This is a genomic window from Nostoc sp. CmiVER01 (assembly GCF_034531135.2).
Taxonomy (GTDB): domain Bacteria; phylum Cyanobacteriota; class Cyanobacteriia; order Cyanobacteriales; family Nostocaceae; genus Nostoc.
In genome coordinates this window covers 41,315-59,311 of the sequence record NZ_JAVRBU020000001.1, presented here as the reverse complement: position 1 = coordinate 59,311, position 17,997 = coordinate 41,315, and the positions used below count along the sequence as shown (strand labels likewise).

Annotated in this window: 16 protein-coding genes; 9 read left to right on the top strand and 7 right to left on the bottom strand. The window is 42.5% G+C overall.

Annotated features, from left to right (window positions below; translation table 11 throughout):
* Positions 1–15 precede the first annotated feature (15 nt).
* Both purQ and purS read right to left on the bottom strand, forming a co-directional pair.
* Positions 16–690 carry a phosphoribosylformylglycinamidine synthase subunit PurQ gene (gene purQ / locus RMZ43_RS00250; protein WP_322652953.1) on the bottom strand — a complete coding sequence of 225 codons (675 nt, stop codon included), beginning with the start codon at positions 688–690 and terminating at the stop codon, positions 16–18.
* A 163-nt stretch (positions 691–853) separates the two neighbouring features.
* A complete protein-coding gene (gene purS, locus RMZ43_RS00245; RefSeq protein WP_100897184.1) occupies positions 854–1,132 on the bottom strand; it encodes a phosphoribosylformylglycinamidine synthase subunit PurS in 279 nt (92 codons plus the stop codon).
* A 144-nt stretch (positions 1,133–1,276) separates the two neighbouring features.
* Here purS and RMZ43_RS00240 point away from each other — a divergent pair, with 144 nt between their 5' ends.
* The 3 genes from RMZ43_RS00240 (at position 1,277) to RMZ43_RS00230 (ending at position 2,503) form a co-directional block, all read left to right on the top strand.
* On the top strand, positions 1,277–1,681 hold the full coding sequence (locus RMZ43_RS00240) for a Fur family transcriptional regulator (RefSeq protein WP_322652952.1): 405 nt from the start codon (positions 1,277–1,279) through the stop codon (positions 1,679–1,681).
* Positions 1,682–1,847: 166 nt separating this feature from the next.
* Positions 1,848–2,084: a type II toxin-antitoxin system Phd/YefM family antitoxin gene (locus RMZ43_RS00235; RefSeq protein ID WP_428850683.1), complete on the top strand. Its 237-nt coding sequence runs from the start codon at positions 1,848–1,850 to the stop codon at positions 2,082–2,084.
* On the top strand, positions 2,081–2,503 hold the full coding sequence (locus tag RMZ43_RS00230; RefSeq protein ID WP_322652950.1) for a type II toxin-antitoxin system VapC family toxin: 423 nt from the start codon (positions 2,081–2,083) through the stop codon (positions 2,501–2,503). The genes RMZ43_RS00235 and RMZ43_RS00230 overlap by 4 nt, the downstream gene beginning before the upstream one ends.
* 60 nt (positions 2,504–2,563) lie before the next feature.
* Here the strand turns inward: RMZ43_RS00230 and RMZ43_RS00225 are convergent, their stop codons facing one another.
* From RMZ43_RS00225 to RMZ43_RS00215, 3 genes are all read right to left on the bottom strand, one after another.
* Complete coding sequence (locus RMZ43_RS00225; RefSeq protein ID WP_322652949.1) at positions 2,564–7,015, bottom strand: NACHT domain-containing protein; 4,452 nt, start codon at positions 7,013–7,015, stop codon at positions 2,564–2,566.
* Between the two features lie 86 nt (positions 7,016–7,101).
* Positions 7,102–8,109 carry an SPFH domain-containing protein gene (locus RMZ43_RS00220; RefSeq protein WP_322645611.1) on the bottom strand — a complete coding sequence of 336 codons (1,008 nt, stop codon included), beginning with the start codon at positions 8,107–8,109 and terminating at the stop codon, positions 7,102–7,104.
* Between the two features lie 85 nt (positions 8,110–8,194).
* Positions 8,195–8,629, bottom strand: coding sequence for an NfeD family protein (locus RMZ43_RS00215; RefSeq protein WP_322645610.1), 435 nt, complete (start codon positions 8,627–8,629; stop codon positions 8,195–8,197).
* Between the two features lie 233 nt (positions 8,630–8,862).
* Here RMZ43_RS00215 and RMZ43_RS00210 point away from each other — a divergent pair, with 233 nt between their 5' ends.
* Positions 8,863–11,076 (top strand): protein phosphatase 2C domain-containing protein, encoded by a 2,214-nt coding sequence (locus RMZ43_RS00210; protein WP_322652948.1) that lies wholly within the window; start codon positions 8,863–8,865, stop codon positions 11,074–11,076.
* Positions 11,077–11,280: 204 nt separating this feature from the next.
* On the opposite strand, the gene RMZ43_RS00205 is transcribed toward RMZ43_RS00210, so the two are convergent.
* A complete protein-coding gene (locus tag RMZ43_RS00205; protein WP_322652947.1) occupies positions 11,281–11,571 on the bottom strand; it encodes a hypothetical protein in 291 nt (96 codons plus the stop codon).
* Positions 11,572–11,999: 428 nt separating this feature from the next.
* On the opposite strand from RMZ43_RS00205, the gene RMZ43_RS00200 reads away from it, so the two are divergent.
* Positions 12,000–12,185, top strand: a complete 186-nt coding sequence (locus RMZ43_RS00200) for a DUF2949 domain-containing protein (RefSeq protein ID WP_322645607.1) — start codon at positions 12,000–12,002, stop codon at positions 12,183–12,185.
* A gap of 174 nt (positions 12,186–12,359) precedes the next feature.
* Complete coding sequence (gene ftsH4, locus RMZ43_RS00195; RefSeq protein ID WP_322645606.1) at positions 12,360–14,225, top strand: ATP-dependent zinc metalloprotease FtsH4; 1,866 nt, start codon at positions 12,360–12,362, stop codon at positions 14,223–14,225.
* 140 nt (positions 14,226–14,365) lie between these two features.
* On the opposite strand, the gene moeB is transcribed toward ftsH4, so the two are convergent.
* The gene (gene moeB / locus RMZ43_RS00190) at positions 14,366–15,541 is read right to left on the bottom strand and encodes a molybdopterin-synthase adenylyltransferase MoeB (RefSeq protein ID WP_322645605.1); all 1,176 of its coding nucleotides are present in this window, start codon (positions 15,539–15,541) and stop codon (positions 14,366–14,368) included.
* Positions 15,542–15,964: 423 nt separating this feature from the next.
* Between moeB and RMZ43_RS00185 the strand changes: the two genes are divergently transcribed.
* From RMZ43_RS00185 to RMZ43_RS00175, 3 genes are all read left to right on the top strand, one after another.
* Positions 15,965–16,465: a hypothetical protein gene (locus RMZ43_RS00185; protein WP_322652946.1), complete on the top strand. Its 501-nt coding sequence runs from the start codon at positions 15,965–15,967 to the stop codon at positions 16,463–16,465.
* Positions 16,462–17,232: a hypothetical protein gene (locus RMZ43_RS00180; protein ID WP_322652945.1), complete on the top strand. Its 771-nt coding sequence runs from the start codon at positions 16,462–16,464 to the stop codon at positions 17,230–17,232. Before RMZ43_RS00185 ends, RMZ43_RS00180 begins: the two co-directional genes overlap by 4 nt.
* Positions 17,229–17,997, top strand: a 769-nt coding sequence (locus tag RMZ43_RS00175) for a tetratricopeptide repeat protein (RefSeq protein ID WP_428850682.1), incomplete at its 3' end; no start/stop codon positions are given. The genes RMZ43_RS00180 and RMZ43_RS00175, both read left to right, overlap by 4 nt.

The window sequence follows — 17,997 nt, the reverse complement described above, 5'->3', positions numbered from 1 at the left end:
TTCCGCCCTGCGGTACTAGGCTAATGCCGCTACCTTCTCCAACAATCCCTGAAACAGCCTCAAGCCATCGCTATTCCCTAGCATCGCGTCAGAGGCTCTTTCTGGGTGCGGCATCATCCCCAACACATTGCCCTGGCGATCGCAAATTCCGGCAATGTTATTGACTGAACCGTTGGGATTCTCCCCTTCATAGCGAAACACAACTTGCCCGTTATCTTCAATTTCTGCCAGAGTGGCTGCGTTAGCGTAGAATTGACCCTCTCCGTGGGCAATGGGCAAAGTGATAACTTCACCAGTCGTATAAGCTTGCGTCCAAGGGAGATTAGTCCGCTCAACTTTCAAGGGGGCGCGATCGCAAATAAAATGTAAATCTCGATTTCTAGTCAACACCCCTGGCAAAAGTCCAGCTTCAGTTAATACCTGAAAACCGTTGCAAATACCGATTACAAACTTACCCTTTTGGGCATGTTCAATAACCTGTTGCATCACGGGTGAAAAACGCGCGATCGCACCGCAGCGCAGATAATCCCCGTAACTAAAGCCACCAGGGATAATAACGACATCTAAATCAGCAATATCTGTTTCTTGATGCCAAACCATGCGAGTCGGTTGCCCCAACAAGTCTCTGGTTACATAAGCAACATCGCGATCGCAATTAGAACCGGGAAAAACAATAACACCGAATTTCATGATTAATCAAAGGGAGTGGGGAGTGGGGAGTGGGGGAGGCAGGGGAAGCAGGGGAGGCAGGGGGAGCAGGGGGACAAGGGGACAAAAGTTAGAACTTGCAACAAGTCTTTCCCCTTGTCCCCAATTCTCCTTGTCCCCTTGTCCTCTTCTCCATGCCTAATCCCTAAAAGACTCCCGTTTGGGTTTCGACCTCAATCAAATCAAAGCGATAATTTTCAATCACGGGATTTGCTAACATTTGGTCACAAATGCGATCGAGGTCTTGACGAGCTTTTTTCTCATCAGACGAAGTAATGGTGAGTTCAATGTACTTACCAATCCGCACCTGGTCAACGTTCTCGTATCCCATTTGCTTAAGACCGGATTGTACAGCTACGCCAGCAGGGTCTAAGACTGAAGGACGAAGCGTCACGAAAATTTTGGCTAGATACTTGGTTTGCACGGGCTTTTGCTGAATGCTGCGATCGCTATACTATAACTTTCTGTTCCAACTGAGTGAAAATAAGATTACGAAGCCGTTAAAGTTAATTGATCAATTAGCCTATCTAACAGCTTCAACTACAGTGGCATATTAAAATAATTATCTATGAGAGTCATACGCACCCGCAGTCAAGAGCGTATTTTCAATCTACTGAAAACCATCAAAAAAGGCATTTCCGCTCAAGATATTTACGTAGAACTACGTAACACAAATCAGAGCATGGGTTTAGCAACAGTTTACCGTTCCCTAGAAGCCTTAAAACTCGAAGGCATGGTACAAGTGCGAAATTTGGCTAACGGTGAAGCCCTCTATAGTCTAGCGCAGCAAGACAAACACCACCTTACTTGCTTGCAATGCGGTGTCTCAATTCCGATTAATCAATGCCCCGTTCATGACCTAGAAGACCAGTTAAAATCCAGCCATAAGTTTAAAGTTTTTTACCACACCTTAGAGTTTTTTGGGTTGTGCAATCAATGCCAGGTAAATCAAGCTAGTGAAATTAGTCAATAATCATACCCATTTTATGTTATGTTGCATTTCATTTTTCCACAGACTCAAGCCCGTGGCTACTAGAAAAAAGCCTGCTTATACAGGCTAATAATGTGAATTTCTATAAAGAAATGATGTGAGCAGGAAATTTTCTTTGATCTTCAAGCTTAACTACAGGAGTAATGCAGTGTTGAGAATTAGCGTTGAAGAAGCAGCTATGAATTTAAAATCTCTCTTGGAACAAGTAGCTAGGGGAGAAGAAGTAATTTTGCTAGAGCAAGATAAAGCTGTAGCTCGTTTAGTTCCTCCGCTACCAAAAGAAGAACGATTAGCAAGTATGAAACAATTTCGTGATTCTCTTGGGATTAAGGGTGAGTCATTGAGTACAACTGTCATAAATGCACGTATAGAGGAACGTCGTTGATTTATTTAGATACAAGCGTTATCGCTCCTTTGTATTGGACAGAAGCTTTAAGCGATGCAGTTGAACAATTACTACTCAATGAAACTGAAGTAGGTTTGAGTCAGTTGGTTGAGGTTGAACTCGTTTCTGCGTTATCGCGTCGAGTCAGAATGCAAGAAATATCTCAGCAAGATGCAATAGCCATTGTAGAAAGTTTCCAAGCAGATTTGGATAGTGGATTTTATACTCAAATTGCGGTGGAAACAGTTCACTATAATTTAGCGCGTGAGTGGATTAGTCGGTTTGATACACCATTGCGTACACTGGATGCTCTACATTTGACAATTACATTTCAAAATGATATTCAATTGGTAACGGCTGATGAAGCTTTAGCAACAAGTGCTGAGGTTTTAGGAGTTGAGGTTTTGTTACTGTGGTAAATCAACTTTCCTTAATTGCATTGACTCCACAATTAGCAGAAGTGCAATAGGCTAAAAATATTAAACTTCATATTCCATAGCACCTAATGCTTTGAGAGTTGCTTTTTTAGATTCAGTTAAACCTGTAACGCCTGTAATGTTCATATCTTCGTAAGGTCTTTTTGGTCTAAGGGTTCTTATGCAATTACCTGTGCTAGTCTCCCAAAGCATTATTGTGCCATCACCACTACAACTAGCAAGCATTTTACTATCCAGACTAAAAGCAACTGAACGAATCCAAAGAGAATGACCTTTTAAAATTTTAAGATATTTACCACTGCTTATATCCCAAAGTATTACACTTTGGTCGTCTGCACCACTCGCTAAAGTTTTACCATCTGGACTAAAAGCAACTGCCGATACTGATTTGGTGTGACCTTGTAAAGTTTTCCAGCATTCACCCGTGAAGGGACACCATAACCCAACGCTTTCATTAAGAGTACCACTAGCTAAAAGTTTACCATCCGCACTGAAAGCAATTGAACGTGTCCAAGGGCCGTTTCCGATTTCTAATGTTTTAAGACATTGGCTCGTATAGATGTTCCATAGCTTCACTTCTCCGCCAGAATTACTAATAGCTAATGTTTCACCATCGGGACTGAATGCAACTGAGCGGATTGAGTGATTATCTTCAAAAATTTTCCAGCATTCTCCAAGTTTTGTATCCCATAATCTTACACTTCCGTCAACACTACCACTAGCTAGTATCTGAGCATTTGGGCAGAAAACGATTGATCGTACCCAATCACTGTGTCCCCGCAAAATGTTCAAGCATTGTCCTGTGCGGAAATTCCATAATCTGACTGTTGTATCAACACTACCGCTAGCAATTATTTCACCATCTCTGTCAATAGCAACTGATTGCACCCAATTGGTGTGACCTTGTAAAATTTTTACAGATTTACCAGTACCAACATTCCATAATTTTACTGTTGTCTCATCATCTGCACTAACAATGATTTCACCATTTAAACTAAAAGCGACAGAGTTTACCCAAATACTGTGTCCCTGTAAAAGTTTTTGGCATTCACCTGTAGCAACATCCCAAAATCTCACTGTCTTGTCATAACTACCGCTAACAAGAGTATCTCCATCTGGACTAAAAGCAATTGAACGTACTGAATTGAAATGCCCCTCCAATATTTTGAAACATTTACCTATTTTTACATCCCAAAATCTGATAGTTTGGTGGCCGGTAGTAGCAATTATCTTACTATCAGGGCTAAAAGCAACTACTAATGTATTATGCCCTTGCAAAGTTAACTTACATTCGCCTGTATTCACGTTCCATAATCTTACAGTCTCATCATAACTACCACTTGCAAGCATCTTACCATCTGGACTAAAAGCAACTGATTTTACAGAATTTCTATGTCCTTCTAAAGTTTTTAAGCATTGGCTAGTTTTAATATTCCATAATTTGATCGTGTGTTCAAAACCACTACTAGCCAGCATCTCACCATCTGGACTAAATGCAATTGAGTATACTGAATTAGTATGCCCCTGCAAAATCTGTAAGCATTTACCAGTTTGAATATCCCATAATCTCACTGTATTATCAAAACTGCCACTAGCAAGAATCTTACCTTGAGGACAGAAAGAAACTGAATTTATAGAACTATTGTGTCCTTGTAAAATTATTAAACATTTACCAGTGCGGATATCCCATAGCCTGATTGTCCCATCGTGACTACTGCTAGCAACTTTATTACTATCGTGACTAAAGTCAACCGAAAGTATTCCGCCAGTATGTCCATTACAAGTCAAAATTTCCTCGCTAGTAGAAACTTTCCATATACGAACAATGCCTTCACCATCACCAGTAGCTACAAATTGACTATCAAAACTATACGCAACTGAAGAAATTGCACCCAATAGTCTAGTAAAAGTGCTGTCAATCAAATTTGCTTGTGCAAAATTAACATGACGCAAGCTAGCCTCAGTAAAATCAGCACCTTTAAGCACAGTGCCGCTTAAATCTCTTCCATCCAAAGCAAACTTATCAACCTTTATCAAAACTGTTGCTGCGTTTCCCCCAACATAACCAACCTCATCCTCACTTTTTCCCCGCGTCTCCTCAATAACCTTAACTACCGATTCCTTAAGCTCAACATCAATCATCCCTACTAACAAATCCATCACGGCTTTTGTTAAAGGTGCTTTACCAAAAGTCACCCTTAACTTCTCCAACGATTCACTCACAAATCCTTTCAATGCCGCAGTTGGTAAAATCTCCCCAGCCACATCTACCTGACAACTGAAATAAGTAGACCAACTATAATCAACAGGCGCAACATCATGATTTATTTGGAACCGCACCTGCGCTAAATCAGTAAAATCACTCGCTAAGGCTCCCAACTCTGCTGCAAATTTATACGCTACAAAAAACTCTAATAAAGACCGATGCGCTGGAGTACAATCACCATCAGCATTGCGAATGAGCATTGTTTGCCCCATCATGTCGTAGTGCCAGTGGTCTAAATCCTTCTCTTCTTGAACTACAGAACCAAATAAGCGGCGAATGCGTTCTGGGAAAAGCCGATAATTGAGGCTCATTTCATCTTTAGACAGCATTTCCCAAGATAGTTCGCACAAAAAGTATAACTTTTCTGCCAAAGATGTAAACGTGCGATCGCTCTTAATATCCCGTTCCATTTTCCGCCGCACCGCGTACAAGTAAACCCGCGACATATCCACAGGTTTACCCGCCTCAATATCTGGCAAAGCTTCCAAAATTAACTCTGTCATCACCGGACGACGGGCTAAATCCAATAATTGTGGATTTCCCATTACTTGCTCAACTGTTGCAGCTTCCGTTTGGTGCGACAACACCAGTCGAATTTGCTCGTCGTTAAATTTCTCCAGTTCCAGCACTTCAAACTGTGGTGTTTCCCCCGTCAACTGCTTGGTAGATGCTTGCAACTCGGCATTGAGTAAAGCGCGTCCTTCCTTTGCGTCGGGAAAATGTTCGGTGCGACAAGTTAAAACAACCTTGGCACCGGGAACCACCACTTTTGCCAGTTCCCAGAAGTTATTAATCATCTGCTGACGGTCAACTTTTGCTGCCATTTCGTCAAAACCATCGAAAATTAGCAGCAATTTACCCATGCCGTTCAACTGATCAAATACTTCGCTAGTTAAACGGATATTATGTTGTGTAAAAAAGAACCCAGCTAAAACGTTCTCAACATTTATTGCTTTGGCAAAATCCCGGAGTGTAATTACCAAAGGCAAACGGGGACGCTCAACACCGCGTTTTTGGGCATCTCGGTAACGTTGCAATGCCACCCAAGCATAATGGAAAGCAAACCAAGTTTTCCCCGTACCAAATTCTCCTAGTATAGAAATATGCTCTTTGGCGGGATCGTCCAACCACACATCAATATAACCATCAATCCAACCATCGCGATCGCTATAATGACTAATGCCGATTCGCTGCTTAGTATCGGGGTCAATTTCCTCTTTTGTGCAGGCTAAAGGAACGTATCTTGTATCTATTTGCCGCCGGATAATTTCTGCTGACAACCAATCAAGATAATCGCTAAAATCAGCATCTTGGTCAATGAGTTCGTCAAAAGTGTAACAACCTAAATGGCGATTTTCCTCCTTTTCAACTTCATTCCGTGCCGCGCGTGCAATTCGTCTTGCTGTTACTAACCAACCTTCATCAGTTCTCTGCTGCTCCACAGAAGCACGCAAAACAGCTACATCCTTGAGTCCAACTTCGCCTTCAATTCCCCGGATTAGGATGCGGTCATATCGGTTACGCCGGGTTGGCACATTAATAATCCATTCAAAATATGAATCACCCCAAATTTCATACTTTTCAAAGCGGTAGCCCAAGGTTTCAAACCAGCCGCGCATTTGTTGAGCTAGGGCTATGGCTCGACATTGATTTTCGATGGGTGTTTCGGCCTCCAGCAATGCGGGAGAATTTTGTGCAGCCAACCGCGCTATCTTTGTACGAATACCTTCCAGCGTCGGCAACCTGTCAAGTACTTCTTGGATATTTACAATGCGTTTTTGCAAAGAGCCAATTTGTTGGCTCATAAGTGTATCTGCTGGGTTGCGAGTGCGTTTAGCAACTTCGGCAAAAACAATATAAAACGCGGCAATTTCCCGTTTAATGTCAATTCCCAAACTTCTAATGTCATCACCCAACGAGTATGCATCAAGCCAAGCATCAACCTCAGAAAGCAAAATTGAGGGGTTATTATGATCCAATGCTTTGCGGAAAGCTTGTTTTATTGATTCTTGGCGAAAAAGTTCTAAAAAAGGTTTAGGTTTTCCAATACCGTACTCTACCAGTGTGTATGCATAAACCCCACTAAAATCTGCTGGTGGATGCTCTGGATCGAGATTAAACTGCTGAAGTAATTTAATTACAGTCTCATTGCGCTGAATTTTTTCCTTAATTAAAGGATTAGCGATCGCAATAATAGCGTTGATGACCTGTTCTGGGTTAATTATCATTAGTCATTAGTCATTAGTCATTGGTCATTGGGAAAAGACCAAGAGACAAGAAAGAAACTTGTCCCCTCATGCCCCTTCTACCCCTTCTAACTAGGGCGATTGTTTTCTAATCCTGGTATTTGTTTAGAAAACAATTCGTTAGAGCTAACCTGACCATCTGAAACGACAGAACGTATGCCCTCTAAAGCAGCGGGGATGGTGCGCGGATCTATAAAAATCACCTTGCTGCTATCGCTTTTACCAATTGTCGCGCCCATATCGAGATAACCCAAGGCAAACAGAACTTCCACCGCTTTATTGGCATTAGGGTTATTGTGGAGCTTTTGGGCAATAATTTCTGATGATTCTGCGATCGCCTGGGCTTTCAAAACCTGCTGCTGACGTTCAGCTTGAGCCTTCAAAATGATCGCCTTTTGTTCGGCTTCTGCTTGCAAAATTACCGATTTTTGACGAGCTTCAGCATCCAAGATTTGTGCCTCAGCTTTACCTCTAGCGCTATTGATGGCAGCTTCGCGTTCACCTTCAGAATTTAAAATTGCTGCCCGTCTGCGCCGTTCTGCCGACATTTGCAATTCCATCGATTCTCGCACCGCCTGAGACGGAATAATATCTCGTAGTTCTACCCGTGTCACTTTCACACCCCAAGGATCGGTAGCAACGTCCAAATCCTGTAATAAAAGCTCACTGATATGGGAACGAGCAGTAAAGGTTTGATCCAACTCCAGTTGTCCCATTTCGGCGCGAATTTGAGTCAGCACCATATTTACCATTGCCGACTGGAGATTTTCTACCTTATACCAGGCTTTTTCCATATCCACAATGCGCCAGTAAAACACTGCATCTACCTCAATGCCAACGTTGTCACGGGTGATGCACTGTTGAGGAGGAATATCTAAAACTTTTTCTTTGATAGTTTCTCGGTAGACAACTCTATCTACGAAAGGGACGACAAAGTTTAGTCCTGGTTCCAGTTTTTTGTTATAACTACCCAATCTTTCCACCAAAGCTTGATTGCCTTGATTAACGACTTTCACAGATCCCGCTACGGCAGAACCACCAAGGGCTAAAAATATTAGTAAAAAAAACTGTTCCATTGTAAATCTCCTAATTTTTAAGTATTAAATGTGACTCAAAAGGAAAGGGGAGTGGAGCAGGGGAAGAAGAACTAATGACAAATGACTAAGAATTCAACAAATTTTCTGGTATCACAATCAAAGTAGTACCTTCTCTCCTAACCACATAAACTTTTTGATGAGGTGGTACGGTAAATTTGTCATCGTCACATCGTGCTTGCCAAGAATTTCCTTCATACAGCACCCGCCCTGTTTTCCCAGGCAGAATTTCTGTTAAAGTTTCAGCTATGACTGCATCCCGAATTTTTGATTTGCGTTGTCGCGGTTGCAAAAACCGACGAGAAAGCACGATTAGTAATGTGGAAAGTAATAGCCAAACTACAATTTGCAACCATACACTTGCCAAACCCACACCAGACAGCAGCGCCACCACCAAAGCGCTAATTCCCATCATCAAAGCAACAAACGCCGATGGTAACAACAGTTCCATTAAACACAGTACTGCTCCTGCCAGAAGCCAAATTAAAGTAAAACTTGGCATAGCGCCATCCTAAACTCTACATTGACGTAAATGCATTTCTACGATTAGATACAGCCAGACGTAAGTTATTTACAGAAAACAAAACTTGGTCTTTTTACCAATAATTTTGATTAATTTCAGTAACAAGATGTAGCTAGCGGTACACAAATCCAGTCTATTCTAGCCTTCAAATCTTTGCCAGCTAAACTTAATCGAAGTTCATTAGTTGATTTGTTTGTTAAATTTATACCTTTATGATTTCTACTCAACTGATAATTTATTGTATAAATCCACGCTGTAATAGCCCCATTAATCCGATTGGAGATAGTGTTTGTGCCACTTGTCAAACTCCTTTAGTTCACCGCTATCTTTGGGCTACTGGCTCATTGTCTGCCAAAATCTCACCAGGTACGAGGGTAGCACAGAGATATGAGGTAATTAGTCCCCAGATTTGGCTGGATACTCAACCGGGACTGCCGCCAGATGCACCTGAAGAATTGCCAACGGAAGTAATTCCTTACCTACGATTATATCAAGAGCGATTACATCTCCCCCAGGCTTATGGGTTTGCTAGTAACTTTGAGGGAGATACAACTGATATTCTGTTGTTAGAAAATGTGCCGATAGATGAGAAAGGAAATATCTATTCAACTATTGTTGAGGCATGGGAGCAAGCAACGGCGGTACGACAAGTTTATTGGCTGTGGCAAATTCTCCAACTTTGGCCATCTTTATCAGAATTGGGACTTAGCCGCAGTTTACTAGTAGTAGACAACTTGAGAGTTCAAGGTTGGTGTGTGCGACTATTGGAACTTTACCAAACACCAGCAGATGAGAAACTGAGTTTACGAAATCTAGGGGAGTGTTGGCAGTTTTGGGTAGCGTCTGCAAAGGCATCAGTAGCCAAAGGGTTACAGAACATAGTCCAGCAGATGTGTGATGAGGTTGAGTTAGAGACTATTAATATTCAACTCAATAATTTACTACTAGCATCTGCGGCAGAATTGCCACTAGTTTTGAAGGTGGCAGGCTCTACAGATATTGGGCCAATTATGGCGCAAAATGAAGACGCTTGCTACCCAAATGCTGTAAGTGACTTAGATAACAAACTCCACTCACAAGGAGATGGAGTTTTTGGGCGTGGGGAATCGGGCATCGGGCATGAGGAAGAAGTTACCAATGCCCAATCCCCAATGCCCCATGCGGCGGAGCAACTGTCCCTCTCCACCGACAAGGGGATGGAGTTTCCCGTCGCTTTCAATGAACCTTTATTGCCTCACTTGTCGATTGTTTGCGATGGCATTGGCGGACATGAAGGCGGGGAGGTTGCCAGTAAGTTAGCGGTGCAGTCTGTAAAGTTGCAAATCCGCGCTTTACTTAAGGAGGTTAGAGAACAAGCTGTACTTGTACCACCAGAGTTATTGCAGGAACAATTAGAAGCAAGCTTACGGGTGGTAAATAATCTGATTAGTGCCCGCAATAATGAACAAAAACGCCAAGGCAAAGAACGCATGGCTACAACCATTGTGATGGCGCTGCAAGTTCCACAACGAGTGCAGACGAGTACTGGCTGGCAATCTAATAATACTCATGAACTTTACTTGGCTAATGTTGGCGATAGCCGTGCTTATTGGATTACTCGCAATTATTGTCAGCTACTGACAGTAGATGATGATGTGGCAACGCGAGAAGTGCGTTTTGCTAAAAGCTTGTATCGAAAAGCACTCTTGAGAGCAGATGCTAATGCCTTAACTCAAGCATTGGGGACTAGAGATGCAGAATCTTTGCGTATCAAAATTCAGCGATTCATCCTGGAAGAAGATGGCATATTGCTACTTTGTTCTGATGGTTTAAGTGATAAAAACTTGGTGGAACAATCTTGGCAAGATTATGCAATACCCGTGTTAAAAGGTGAACTGACAGTTGAAGATGCTGTTTGCAACTGGATTAACTTAGCAAACGAAAAAAATGGGCATGATAATACGTCGGTTGTTCTCACTTATTGCCGTATCTCCCCAGAATACTTAGTACCTGTGACTCCGGCGTTGCCAGAAGAAATTATAGAAGCAGCGATACAAGAAGAAACAGAGGAACCAGAGAAAGAAAAACTAGAGGAATTAGAGGAACCAGAGGAAGAAAAACTAGAGGAATTAGAGGAACTAGAGAAATTAGAAGAACCAATTTCTTTTACAGAAAGTTCGCAAGCTTTGCTAGATTTGGATTTAGATTTGGATTTAGATTTGGATCTTTCAGAGGAACCAGTTTTAAGCCCTGAAATTCCACCAACTTTAATTACAAAACCTAAGCGGGGTAAACGTTTGGTAATGCTAGGGGGAGTTTTGGCATTGCTTGTGGGGGGTACAAGTTTGGGATTATTTGCTTGGTGGCAAATTAATCCTCAAGGATTTCAGCAGATGTGTCGGCAACTTCCCCAAAGATTGCAGCAAGTGTGTCCCGGTGGAAAATAGGGAATCATATCATGTCCGGCTAAAGACTTATCATTTAGAGCATAGGAGGCAGGGGGAAAGAGGCTTTTCCGATTTTTCCACAGATACGGTAATCATAAGTGATTCACCGATTTTGATATCAGAAGTAGAAACTAGCTTCTAGTGACAACTATTGTAGGTTTATTACCTATATAGTCACAAAATCACGATTGAGATGACCAATTTTTAAATATTAGTCATCTCAATCGTGACGGGAGCCACTACAGAGTTAACGGGAGCCACTACAGAGTTAACGAGAACCGCTACAGAGTTGACGAGAGTCACTACAGAGTTAACGGGAGCCGCTACAGAGTTGACGAGAGTCACTACAGAGTTGACGGGAGCCGCTACAGAGTTGACGGGAGCCGCTACAGAGTTAACGGGAGCCACTACAGAGTTGACGGGAGCCGCTACAGAGTTGACGGGAATCGTCTCAGTTGCAATGTTGCTGAAGAAAGTTTCTGGATTTAAAGTCACGGTTTAACTGGTGAGATAATACAGTGAAGCGATCGCACCACAGATAACTTTACATGACTTTGGCAAAGGCGATCGCTCTGGTAAGTTGTAAAATCAATGAACCTCTCCCCGAAGCAGAGAGAGGTTTGCAGAGGGGTTCTTTGGAATCTGTCGAACTCAGGTTTAATTAAATCCGCGTTCCTAAAATTTTCTCATTTCAAGTGATATTAACTCTTTGAGTACGGTAAACCGTATTTGCTCGTTAGTTCACAAAGATTAATTTAATTGTTAAGTTTAGTTACATAAATAAAAAATTCTGCAACCATTGCTAGAGGAGAGAAATTATGAGAAGCGTTAGTATTGTTAACGATAAAAACAAACTGAACAAGCCTGGGCATTACATCACCCAAGTTAAGCTCTCTCAGAAATAAAGCTTATTTAACATTTTTATGAAAGCTACAGATCAATTGGTGCATTTCTTAAAAGAAGAGTTGGGTGTTCCTAGTGGAGCAATTTCTCTTGCTTTGCGACATTGTGAGCAAACCCCAAACTTTCTGGCTATGACCCTCTGGCAGTATGGACTGGTAACACTGGATCAGTTAGCCCAAATTTTTGATTGGTTGGAGACAGTATAATACCAATTCGCAATTAAAAAACTTAGATACAGCAATGCTTTCAAGGTTTACTTCTGTATCAAATTGTTTGTTAAATGGTATGAGCTACTGCTTCAACTATTTGGATGGCAAATAACAGACTTTCTGTGAAAGTCACATTTTTAACGGGTTTCATTTTAAGGATTAGTAACCTCAATGCCAATTAAAGAACAGCCTAAGTCACCTCGTTTTCGGATCATTGCTAATATATTACTGGCAGTATCCGGGCTATTTTTGCTCTTAAATCTATTTTCGCCTGGTTTATTTGCCTCTGGCCCTACTGGTGTTCCCTACAGCTTATTTATACATCAAGTACAAGAAGGGGAAGTTAGCCGCGTTTCCGTTGGTCAAAACCAGATTATTTACCAACTAAAAGCAGAAAATGCCGAGCCGGGCCCGGTGTTTGCAACTACACCAATCTTTGATTTAGAGTTACCTAAACTGCTAGAAGAAAAGGGAGTTGAATTCGCTGCTACACCTCCACCCAAGAATACTTGGTTTACAACCCTCTTAAGTTGGGTGATTCCACCACTAATTTTTATTGGTATTTGGCAGTTCTTTGTTGCCCGTGGTGGTGGCGGTGGCCCCCAAGGTGCGCTTTCTATTGGTAAGAGCAAAGCTAAAGTTTACGTTGAAGGCGAATCAGGTAAAATCACCTTTGCAGACGTGGCTGGGGTAGAAGAAGCAAAAACTGAGTTAGTGGAAATTGTGGATTTCCTCAAGACTCCGGCACGATTTACACAAATTGGCGCTAGGATTCCCAAAGGTGTTTTGTTAGTTGGGCCTCCGGGTACTGGTAAGACACTTTTAGCGAAAGCCGTAGCCGGAGAAGCAGGAGTTCCATTCTTTAGTATCTCTGGTTCGGAGTTTGTAGAATTGTTTGTCGGTGTAGGATCTTCTAGAGTGCGGGATTTGTTTGAGCAGGCAAAGAAACAGGCTCCTTGTATTGTATTCATTGATGAATTGGATGCAATCGGTAAGTCTCGTAGCAGTAACGGCTTTTACGGTGGTAACGATGAGCGAGAACAGACTCTCAACCAGTTACTAACTGAGATGGATGGGTTTGCAGCTGGTGATGCAACGGTGATTGTCCTAGCAGCTACCAACCGCCCCGAAAGCCTTGACTCTGCATTGCTGCGTCCAGGCCGCTTTGACCGCCAGGTGTTGGTAGACCGTCCCGATTTATCTGGTCGGGAAGCAATTCTCAAGATTCACGCTCAAAAGGTAAAATTAGGAGATGATGTAGATTTAAGAGCGATCGCTACTCGTACCCCTGGTTTTGCTGGTGCAGATTTGGCAAACTTGGTAAATGAAGCGGCACTATTAGCAGCGCGTAATATGCGTGAAAGGATTGCTCAAGAAGACTTTGCTGAAGCAATTGAGCGGGTAGTCGCCGGTTTAGAGAAGAAAAGTCGAGTGATGAACGAGACTGAGAAAAAGATTGTTGCTTACCATGAAGTTGGTCACGCAATGGTCGGGGCGCTAACCACAGGAAACGGTCGCGTAGAAAAGATTTCGATTATTCCTCGGGGAATGGCAGCTTTGGGTTACACTCTGCAATTACCAACTGAAGACCGCTTTTTGCTGAATGAAGATGAACTGCGGGGTCAGATTGCGACTTTGTTAGGTGGACGTTCCGCCGAAGAGATTGTGTTTAACAGTATTACAACCGGTGCTTCCAACGATTTGCAACGAGCAACTGACTTGGCAGAACGGATGGTAACAACTTATGGTATGAGCAAAGTTTTAGGGCCATTAGCTTACCAACAAGGACAACAGTCTATGTTCTTGGGTAATGGTGCTCCTAATCCTCGGCGGGCGGTGAGTGAAGACACAGCGAAAGCTATTGATATCGAAGTCAAGGAAATCGTAGAAACAGCCCACGAGCAAGCCCTAGAGATTCTTAGACAGAACCGAGACTTGCTAGAAGCGATCGCTACTCAACTCTTAGAAACAGAGGTCATTGAAGGCGAAAAACTGCACAGTTTGTTGGGTCAAGTTAAACCTGTAGCTCATTCATAATTAAGAAAGTCAGGTTGTAAACTTAGAGGTACGCAAAGATTATTCTCTGCGTACCTCTGCGTTCCTACCCTCCGGGAAGGCGTACCCCTACGGGGAAGCAAGCTACACGTAGCGTCTCGTAGAGAAGCGCCTATGCGTTTTTAATACTCTGGAACAGAAGGATCAATTTCTCGGCTCCAAGCGGTAATTCCGCCTTTGACATTCGTCCCAACAATCCCAGCTTCTTTGAGAATGCCGAGGGCTTTTGCCGATCGCCCGCCCATCTTACAATGAGCAATTAAGCGATGACCGTTTAATATTTCCTTCACCTTGGCAACGCCATTGCCATTTTCAATGTCTGGTAAGGGCACTAACACTGAACCAGGAATTTTAGCAATGTCGTACTCATTGGGGTTGCGGACATCTAGCAGTACAAAATCCTTCGCACCACTATCTAGCAACTCCTTCAAATCCTTAACGGTCATTTCTTGCATTTCCATCTGCTGTTTAGCCTCCTCTGCCTTAGCTTGGGGAATTCCGCAGAATTGTTCGTAGTCTATCAGTTTTTCAATCACAGGGCGAATTGGGTTAGGACGCAGCTTCAACTCCCGGAATTTCATATCTAAGGCATTGTATAGTAGCAATCGTCCACTTAAGGTATTACCTTGTCCCAGAATAATTTTGACAGTTTCCGTTGCTTGAATTAAACCAATAATTCCGGGCAAAATTCCCAATACCCCACCTTCTGCACAAGAGGGAACCATTCCTGGTGGTGGTGGTTCTGGGAAAAGGTCACGATAATTTGGCCCACCTTGGTAGTTAAATACAGTAGCTTGCCCTTCAAAGCGTAAAATTGAACCGTAGACGTTGGGCTTATTCAGCAATACGCAAGCGTCGTTAACTAGATATCTAGTGGGGAAGTTATCAGTACCATCCACGACGATATCGTAAGGTTCAAGGATTTCTAGAGCGTTTTCGGAAGTTAGGCGGGTTTCGTATAAATCAACCTGACAATAGGGGTTAATCTCGTGAATGCGGTTTTTTGCCGATTCAATCTTAGGTTTACCTACCCAGGATGTACCGTGGATGACTTGGCGTTGTAAGTTAGAAGTATCGACAACATCAAAATCGACAATCCCGATACGTCCAATACCCGCCGCCGCCAGATATAAAAGTAGTGGTGCACCTAGTCCACCTGTACCGATACACACGACACTGGCAGCTTTTAGGCGCTTTTGTCCTTCTAGTCCTACTTCCGGCAAAATTAGGTGTCGGGAGAAGCGTTCGTAATCGTCTTTGGTCAACTGGATTTCATCCAGATTGGGATTGAGCGACATACCATGTACCAATAGTTTTAAGGTTTAATCTGTAATTCTAGTATTAAATATACTAATTTAGTTTTTGAGCTGTTTTTTATCTTACTGTGGGAAAAGCTACTTCTGTATCTCTTCGTTTTGGGATTAGCGATCGCACTTGATTATCCATGAATAAGATTTACGCACAAGGTATCGAATCACTACCAGTCCTCGAATTACCCCACCCTAACCCTCCCCTTATAAAGGGGAGGGAACGAAAATCTATTGTTTCCCCCCTTCACAAGGGGGGATTAAGGGGGGTAATTCGACTTGTGTGTACACACCGTTAGCCTTTTAGGAGAGAGGTCAAAGTGTATTGCTTCCATTCGAGAACCGCTATATCTAGGGTGTATAGTAAATTCAGCCTAATTAAGCAAAATCGCAACCAAATTAGTTTGTTTTGCTATGCCAAACGAGCTTTTACAAATTTTAGTACCTGCATTTATCGGTGCCGTTTCTGGATATCTGATTAATCAATTACCCCCGTTAAGAATCTTTCGGGGTAGCTGGTTCTTGGTTATTGCTGTAGTAATTGAACTTGCTCTCTTGTCAGGAATTTGGGCATGGTTATCTGGAGAAGTTGCGAAAACATCAAATGTCAGAGGATTGGTTCAAATGATTGGTGCTGCCTTAGTGGGAGCCTTTTTAGTTAATATTCTTCAACTCATCTTCGGTAACGCTTGGGGTAGACAGTCTTCACAACCAACTCCCCCTCAGCCAGGGACAAATCCGGGAACTGTTGTTAGAAGAACACGGATGACAGGGAAGGGAAATAAAGCAACAGTTACTAAAGGAGACGTTTGGGTAGAAAATACTGATATAGACGGTGAAAACCAAGAGTTTTCTGTGACAGATGATGCCAATCCTCCATCTTCTCCTCAGCAAAATAATCCTCCGAATCCATGATTATTGCTAATCGCACACAGGAAGTTTTACTTTTTAATCGGATGGTGCAGGGAAGCGTTGCCAAACGTATACTTTTAATTAAAGCCGAATCTGGTTTTGGCAAAACTTGGTTACTAACAAGGTTTAAGCACACATTACCTGAAAAAAATGTATTGTGTGTGGACATAGATATCAAATCGGCACAGCGAGGAATTGCCTACATTTTTGATTGTGTACCTGACTATCTAGGAAAGAAACGTTTTCCCAGATTAAATGCTGCTATGGAGCAATATCTCAGTTCAGGGATAGAAGTCTCTGACACAACAATGATTGGCAAAGATAACCAGTTAAGTGTGGTTTTGTCTGGTGAAGATAAGTTGGCACTTGATATTCGCTTTGCTAAAGTACAAGAGGCCTTTTTTCAGGACTTAGAGCAAATTCCTGAAAAGCTAATATTTTTGTTTGATTCTTATCAAAAAGCTCCTACTGAACTGGCAAACTGGTTAAGTGGCAAATTTTTAAGACAAGTTGTCAAGATAAAAAAGCTGATTGTGGTAATTGCCGGACAAGAGATTCCGGAACCAACAGTTGAGTGGATGGGTTTACATGACTTTTGTCCTTTGGAAGCGATTTTGGAATTGAAAGCCTGGTGTGATTATGCCCAAAATGAAGGACTATCGCTGAATGAATTTCAAGTTGAGTCCGCAATGATACTGTCTAAAGGTCAACCTGCGGCAACTATGACAGCCTTAAAAACGCTACACGCGATGGCGAGGAAACGGCTGTGAATAATTCATTCTTAGAGAAGCTGGCAAAGGCACAAACAGACGAAGAACGCTCTTGGATTGTAACGGAGAGTTTTCTCTTAACGCTTTCGCCTGAGTTAGCTGCGGCTGTATGGGCGGCGGTAGTACCACACTGGTTTAATGCAGAGATTTTGGCAGCACTGCGCCCAGAATTGCAAACCCAATCATCTCAACTCTATACAGAATTGCAAGCTTTACCTTTTGTGGAAGAGTTTCCTGATAGAGGGCATAATGTTCATGATTTGACGCGAAATCTGATGTTAAAACATCTGCGGCAAGAACATCGTGATGAGTTTATCACGTTGTCGCAACGAGCAGCCGAGTATTTTGGCAGTGCCAATGAACAGCCAGAAACTCAAATTGAATGGCTGTATCACTTGATTGTAGTTGACCGGGAGTGGAAAGGCAGTGAGCTTAAAGATTTAGCCCAAAACTGGAACAATAATTTTCGTGTTGCCGAACTAGAATCGCTGATTACAACATTATTAGAACAGATTGCAGCAGAGCAAGTGGCAACACCAGCTAAAGCACAAGTTTATTATTGGGCAGGGAAAGCGAAGTTTCGAGTTTATAAAGCAACAGAAGCCTTAGAGCGCTACGAAGCAGCATTGGCATTCTACCGCGACATAGGCGCTCGCTTGGGTGAAGCTAATACATTATTAGAAATCGGCGATGTCTTGCAGTTCCTCAAACGCAGCAGCGAAGCCTTAGAGCGCTACGAAGCAGCATTGGCATTCTACCGCGACC